9 protein-coding genes are annotated in these 6,348 nt (G+C 41.5%); all 9 read right to left on the minus strand.

Annotated elements, in window-relative coordinates; all coding sequences use genetic code 11:
- Window position 1: 1 nt before the first annotated feature.
- Complete coding sequence (locus RUMCAL_RS10810; RefSeq protein ID WP_021682901.1) at window positions 2-487, minus strand: PcfB family protein; 486 nt, start codon at window positions 485-487, stop codon at window positions 2-4.
- Between the two features lie 173 nt (window positions 488-660).
- Window positions 661-927: a hypothetical protein gene (locus RUMCAL_RS10815; RefSeq protein WP_021682903.1), complete on the minus strand. Its 267-nt coding sequence runs from the start codon at window positions 925-927 to the stop codon at window positions 661-663.
- An 18-nt stretch (window positions 928-945) separates the two neighbouring features.
- Window positions 946-1,974, minus strand: a complete 1,029-nt coding sequence (locus tag RUMCAL_RS10820) for a DUF6017 domain-containing protein (protein ID WP_156902524.1) — start codon at window positions 1,972-1,974, stop codon at window positions 946-948.
- A gap of 5 nt (window positions 1,975-1,979) precedes the next feature.
- Window positions 1,980-2,279: a hypothetical protein gene (locus RUMCAL_RS10825; RefSeq protein WP_040647984.1), complete on the minus strand. Its 300-nt coding sequence runs from the start codon at window positions 2,277-2,279 to the stop codon at window positions 1,980-1,982.
- An 85-nt stretch (window positions 2,280-2,364) separates the two neighbouring features.
- Window positions 2,365-2,715 (minus strand): sigma-70 RNA polymerase sigma factor region 4 domain-containing protein, encoded by a 351-nt coding sequence (locus tag RUMCAL_RS10830; protein WP_021682906.1) that lies wholly within the window; start codon window positions 2,713-2,715, stop codon window positions 2,365-2,367.
- A gap of 83 nt (window positions 2,716-2,798) precedes the next feature.
- Window positions 2,799-3,791: a tyrosine-type recombinase/integrase gene (locus tag RUMCAL_RS10835; RefSeq protein ID WP_040647986.1), complete on the minus strand. Its 993-nt coding sequence runs from the start codon at window positions 3,789-3,791 to the stop codon at window positions 2,799-2,801.
- A gap of 686 nt (window positions 3,792-4,477) precedes the next feature.
- A complete protein-coding gene (locus RUMCAL_RS10840) occupies window positions 4,478-5,620 on the minus strand; it encodes a tyrosine-type recombinase/integrase (protein ID WP_040647988.1) in 1,143 nt (380 codons plus the stop codon).
- Window positions 5,621-5,688: 68 nt separating this feature from the next.
- Window positions 5,689-6,000, minus strand: a complete 312-nt coding sequence (locus RUMCAL_RS10845; RefSeq protein WP_021682911.1) for a DUF960 domain-containing protein — start codon at window positions 5,998-6,000, stop codon at window positions 5,689-5,691.
- Window positions 5,991-6,308 (minus strand): hypothetical protein, encoded by a 318-nt coding sequence (locus tag RUMCAL_RS10850; protein ID WP_040647990.1) that lies wholly within the window; start codon window positions 6,306-6,308, stop codon window positions 5,991-5,993. The genes RUMCAL_RS10845 and RUMCAL_RS10850 overlap by 10 nt, the downstream gene beginning before the upstream one ends.
- Window positions 6,309-6,348: the final 40 nt, after the last annotated feature.

Raw genomic sequence — 6,348 nt, forward strand, 5'->3', positions numbered from 1 at the left:
CTCATCTCGTTTCTTGTTTTTCTCTGGTTCGAACCTGTTCTTTTTGGCGTGGCTCTTTTTCGATCTTAGCAGCACGTGCTTTGAACTGTTCTCGTGGTATCTCATACCGTGTTTTCGCTTTTTCTGATACTTCGGCTGCGTATTCCGTGAAAGCACGCTTGAAATTATCCGTGTCATTTGTCGCAAAAAACACATGGTTTGTGGGTGGGGTAGTGCTGGAATCTTGTTTTATGGCATATGTTATGTCATATTTTTTTGCAGTTTCCTTGAAATCCTGCAAATTTGCAGAAGAAACTTCGATGGAATCTAGGTTTCCGTTGCTTTGTTCGGCTAATTTCCGAAGACTTGTCTTTCCATGTGTGCTTTTATCTTGGTTTTGCTGCAAATAGTCACGCATTGCTTGCTGTACTAGCTCCTTGGTGATGTCTGAGCATTGCAATACAAGATCGACGACACTTCGGACATCTTTTTCTGTTCCGTCTGGCATATGTTTTCACCTCCGACTTCGCAAAGTAACCTGTATTGGCTATATGCAAGTTTTAAGCTTCGTCTTCATCCGGTCGATATTCCAGTTTAGAAGCGGCAGCATTCGTGTCAGAATATCCGGAAATAGAATTTGCCATTGGCATTTTGAACAAATGCTGTCTGCTATCAGCGTTATTAAGCCATTCTGACAATGCTCTGGCAGCATTCTGGCATTCTCCCTCGTCCGAAGTATACCCCCAGCTCAATCTGCGTCTGTGGGGCTTCCTGTGCGTTTTCTGTTTCGTCCAGATTCAAAATTGGCATAGATAAATCTGCAACTACCTGATATGCAGCGATAGTTTTCCCGTTATCCAGCGATACTTCTCCGGAATAAACTCGGATTGCGATGATATGGTCGTAGTTCAGGAATACGTCGTTCTGTGTCAAAATGGTCATGTTCATGTGAATCCTCCTGTGAAATTATAAATTTGCTATAAATTGCCCATAGGCATAGGGGCTCTTGTCAGTTTCCGTATTTTCCGTACTGTGTTGTGTTGCAAAATCGTGTTGGGCAAGATTGCGATAATAGCCTGCCATGCTGGTGGGAGCGTTGTAAAGGCACGTTAACAGGTAATTTCGGCGGTTTTTGATAGCAGCTCCGGTAGAAGCAATGCAGTCCAGTACGTAGGCGATATGTTCGCAGGTTAATTTCTGAAATTCCTTTCGGACAATGTCCGTGCTCAGGTTGTCTCCGCAAATAGGCAGAGTTGTTTTAGGCGTAACGTAAACCCATGTGATGCAATTCACCAATTCCCTGATTGTTTCAGCATCGTACAAGAGCATTCCTGTCTTACGGTTTTTTTCAGACAGCAATGCCTCAGCCTCTATTTGCTCTAGTACAGACTGCTGTGTGATTTCAAATCTATCCGCATCTATCCGATCAGAGCCGCTGATACAAGTTAACGTATTACTGTGATGGATAGGATATTGATTATATAATACTTGATTATATAGTCTTTGATTATATAGTATTTGATTATAGACGCTGTTTTCTTGATCTACATTTTCTTGATCGACGTTTTGTAGATCAAGGTTTTGTACATCTTCGGCGGCTGGTATATCGTCCTTTTTTGAAGCTTGAGGATGCTGCGTATCGTCCTTAGTGGGTGGTTCTGTTTCAGTCAGATCTGGTGGCAGGTCCGGTTCTTCGTCTTCCTCCATGGGCTCATCGCTGAAAAGATAAATCCATTCTGCGATTTTTCCGTTTACATAAATTCTCTTGCGTATCAAATACCCTCTATTTTCCAGTTCTTTTAGGGCAGTGCTGATTTTACGCTCCCCGTCGGGAAGAATAGCAGATAATCCCTTGATTGAAAATTTCCAGTTTTCCGGCATGGAAATCATTGTTAGCAGTACCCCTCTGGCAGTTGCCCCAAGTTTGTTGTCTCGCAGAAATGCATTGTGTACTGTTGTGAAGTCACATTTCACTTTTTTTCGTACAATCGGCAATATCATCACCCCCTATTGATCGTTGCACCTACGTAAGTCATATTCATAATCATTTTTTCTTTGTTTACCATAAATTTGTTATCGACTGTTTCGAAAACCCAGTTTTTATTTACGAGTTCCTCCAAGATGCTTTTCAAGGTCGATTTGCTGTCTTTCGGAGAAAGTTCACAAAGTTCCTGAAGGGTTATGAAGTCACATTGAGGGTCGTTTACCATCATGGAAAGAACACCATATGCTTCCAGTGACAATTCAGAAATTTTTTCTGGTTTCAATGCGATAAAGCCATGAGAAATTATCTTTTGCAAGTAAAACACTCCTTTTGCCTTTTTGCAATTTCATATTTTTGTAAAATAAGGTTTTTCATATGCGTGTTTGTGTGGATGTGCCGTTTTACACAGAAATCATTACGTTTTTCATCTTTTTCAAGAGTTTATCATGACGTTCCCATGCAGTTGCATAGGCAATGTGTTGTTCTTTCGCATACTGGCGAATTGTCATATCACGAAAATAAATGCAAGTGATTAGATACTGTTCTTTTTCATTGAGCTGCTGAATGGTTTTTCGTAATTTTGCGAACATCATATTTCGTTCTACTGCTTTATAAACGTCAATGTTTGCGGCAATCTCTGTATCACCTGAAAGAAAGACGCCATGTTCTTGATCTTTTTCTATGAGATATTTTTCATGACGCAGCATCTTTTTTCTTGCCAAATACCAATCACTCTTTTTTTCAGCGTTCATAGATTAAAAACCTCCTTTGGGCAATAAAAAAGCTCACGCCAACGGCATGAGCTTTACGAAAAATATTTATTTCGTTTTCAGTATCAAAATTGCTGTAGGATTTTTTCCATTGCAACGATTTTTTGATCTAATAGAATATGCTGATACAAATTCATTGTTGTAGTGACATTAGCGTGTCCAAGAAGTACACTAAGTGTCTTATAATCTACATTTGCTTCCAGAGCCCTTGTAGCGAAAGTGTGTCGCAATGCATGGAAGTTTGCATCAGTTATATGAGACTCGCATAGAAAACGTTTGAAACGCATCTGCATGAATTTTGGTTCTACTGGTTTGTTTGGAATACGGCTAAGAACATAGTGATCTCCTGTAGCATATTCTTTTCCAAGTAACTCTGTCTGTTTCATCCAATGCTTTTTCAAGAATTCAACCACAGTTTGATTCAATGGGATGATTCTGTTTGCAGCTTTTGTCTTTGGAGCTGAAATGTTAATAATCGTTCCCGTGCCTTTTTCCAAGTCCGGAATACGGTTTAAAGTTCTCTGAATGTGTACAGTTACTTTTCCGTTGTGTTCTGAAAAGTCGCTCCAGCGTAAACCGCACAACTCTCCCAAACGTATTCCTGTAGCAAGACAGAAAAAAACACCGAAAGCAAACGGATCATCGCTTGCCTTCAGTGTTGTAAGAAGCTTTGCTTGTTCCTTTTTCGTAAGAACACGCTGATCTTCTTTTTGAAGCTTTGGAAGTTTAACGTATTCTATATAGTTGCACTTCATTAAGTCATTCTTTACGGCATCGCCGATTGCTTCATGAAGCATCATTCGCAGATTATAGATGGTTTTGGGAGAAAGTGCTGTCCCTTTGCAGCTGCCGTTTTGAAACTGTTGATTGAAAAAGCGTTGAAATGTCATCGTGTTAAAATCACACAATTTGATATTTCCGATATATGGCTTGATATGAAGACGAATGTAGCATTCGTAAGAAACCAGTGTTGATTTTTTTACGAACGGTTTTGCGTAAATCTCATACCACGTATCAAGCCAATCTTGTAGCAAAATGTCTTTTTGATTCTTTTTCATGATAATTAATACCTCCTTGCATATCATAATACCACATGAAAGTATTTACTCTTTTAAGAACATTATGGTATTTGGTTGATTTTATTCTCAAGGAGGAGTTACATGAAAATATGCAATAATATTAGCTGCATGAAACAGATTCTTTCAACTCATAACCCGAAGGTCGTCAGTTCAAATCTGGCTCCCGCAACCAAATGGAAAAGAACATTCAAGCAAGTGAAACAGCTGGAGGTGCAAGTTTAGCTGTTGATTTGCCTGAATGTTCTTTTTTTATTATATCATGATGAATGCTTTTTGTCAATCCTTGTGAGTCGAGTTTTCTCGGCTCATTTTTTGTTGACTTGAAAACTGCCAGGTCGGCAATGGTTCGTGCTCGTCGGCGAATCCGTCGGCATGAAATGGCAGAATGCCCATTTTTGATAGGACGGGGCTGAAAACGTCCGAAAAGTTCTGGATGCCTGCGACATTTTTAATTTTGTTGGTGGAGTGGGACTTTGACATTAAAATTGAAGGTTAGAATGCTGATTTTTCTGAAAATTGAATATGGTTGTAAAAGGGAACATCTCTTTCCTCACCACCCCACCCAGTGAAAAAAGTGATACCCTTCCCCAAACCCTCTATAAAATCTTCTTCCACTTCCGAAAAAAATACCTGGAATCCCGTTGTTGGAATTCCAGGTATTTTTCTTATGCAGGGTTCTGTTCAAACAGAGCAGCATCCAGCTTGTCGGCGGCTTCCTGTTCGACTTTTTTCAGCACATGACTGTAAATGTCCATGGTGATCTGATAGCTGGAATGTCCCAGCCGCTCCTGTGCGACCTTGGGAGAGATACCAAGCGAAAGCATGATCGTGGCATTGATATGCCGAAGGTCATGAAACCGAATGTGCTTCAGATCGTTGGCTTTCAGAAATCGCCGAAACTTCATGGAAAAGGAATCGCTTTTGTAGGGAGAGCCGTCCTCCTGGCAGACGATGTAATCATTTTGTCCGGCGTGGCGTTCTTCTTTGGTGTTTTTCAACAGCCGCAGCAGCGTTCCGGGAATCTGAATCTCCCGTCTGCCGCTTTGTGTTTTCGGGGCTTTGGTGATCGTTTGATTGTTGACAGTTACCAGATTTTCTTCGACAGTAAGACAGCCGGTTTGAAAATCCACATGATGCCACCGCAGTGCGAGCAGTTCTCCACGCCGCAGACCCAAACAAATCTCGATCATCAGTGGCAGATAAAGGGCAGTGTTTCTGGCACATTGCAGCAGGGTCTCCACTTCTTCCATGCTGTACATTTCCGGCTGGTAATGTTCCAGCTTGGGCAGTGTGAGATCGTCACAGGGATTCTTCGGAATCAGTTCCAGCATGACTGCCTTTTTCATTGCCGCCGAGAGATTCAACATAATGTTTTTGATCGTTTTGGGCGAAAGCGGCTTTCCTGTTCTGGGAGATGCCTTTTGCAGGGAAAAGACCCATTTCTGAATGTCGATGTTTTTCAGTTGCTGCAAACAGGTATCTCCAAACTGTGGAATGATGTACTTTTCCGTCTGATCGATGTAGTGCTGTACAGTGGTAGGGGAGAGCTGATTTTTTACGTAGATCTCCAGCCACTGGTGCATGAAATCCCGAACCGTGATCCGATTGTCTTTGACAAAAGTTCTGGTTTCCAGTTCATGGATCATATCCCGCATGACTTTTTCTGCTTGTTTTTTCCCGCCCTGAATGGTCTTGTAATAGCGTTTGCGTTTTCCGTTGGCAAAAGAGGATTCTTCTTCCACGATGACCTGATAGGTTGTGATCCCGGATTTGGTCGTCCGCTTTCGCACATGACCGGTATATGGCATAAAACCGCCTCCTTTGAAAAGTATAACAGAATGTTCTTCGGGCTTTTCTTGAAAAAGACGGAAAAAGATTAGTATTCTTCTGCAAACAGCATGGTGGCATAGGGCTTTTGGTTTGCATCATATTCTGCAATCACATAGATTTTCGCTGTGACCGGCGAAAACGGCACGGCAAACTGATAGCATTTTTCATAAGGCGGAACTTCCTGACAATGCAAAATGATCTGCTGGCTGCCTGCTCCGGAAAGCCGAAATATTTGCAGATAATCCTTGGGAACAGGCAGTTCTGCAATGCAGTTCCAGAGAAATAATTGCAGAAAAAGCGGTAGTTCCTCATGGATTCTTTTTGTCAGATAGCGGTTTCCCGAAAACATCAGCAGCATCTTCTTTCCACAAGTTCCTGTGCTTCTGTGGAAAATGGGATGTAGATATCCTCGCTGTATCCGTCCGAAGATGCCCAGACAGTGTGGATCCAGTCAGAGTGGGAAAAGGAAAGGATCTCATAGAATTCCAAACCTTTGTCGAGCAGATAGGATTTCTCCTGTTTTTCTAAGAGAATTACAGAAAGGATATCACCCATGTCACAGTGATAGGTTTTTTCGATGTTTTCCATTTTCTGCACCAGATATGATTTGAGATCTGACGGCATTGCAGCATTTGAAATAGTTGCAATAGAGTGTAATTTTTGCATGATTTTCCTCCAATTTTGTTTCAAAAAAAGAGGCTCAGCG

Origin of the sequence: Ruminococcus callidus ATCC 27760 (assembly GCF_000468015.1) — a bacterium.
Classification (GTDB): Bacteria; Bacillota; Clostridia; order Oscillospirales; family Ruminococcaceae; genus Ruminococcus_C; species Ruminococcus_C callidus.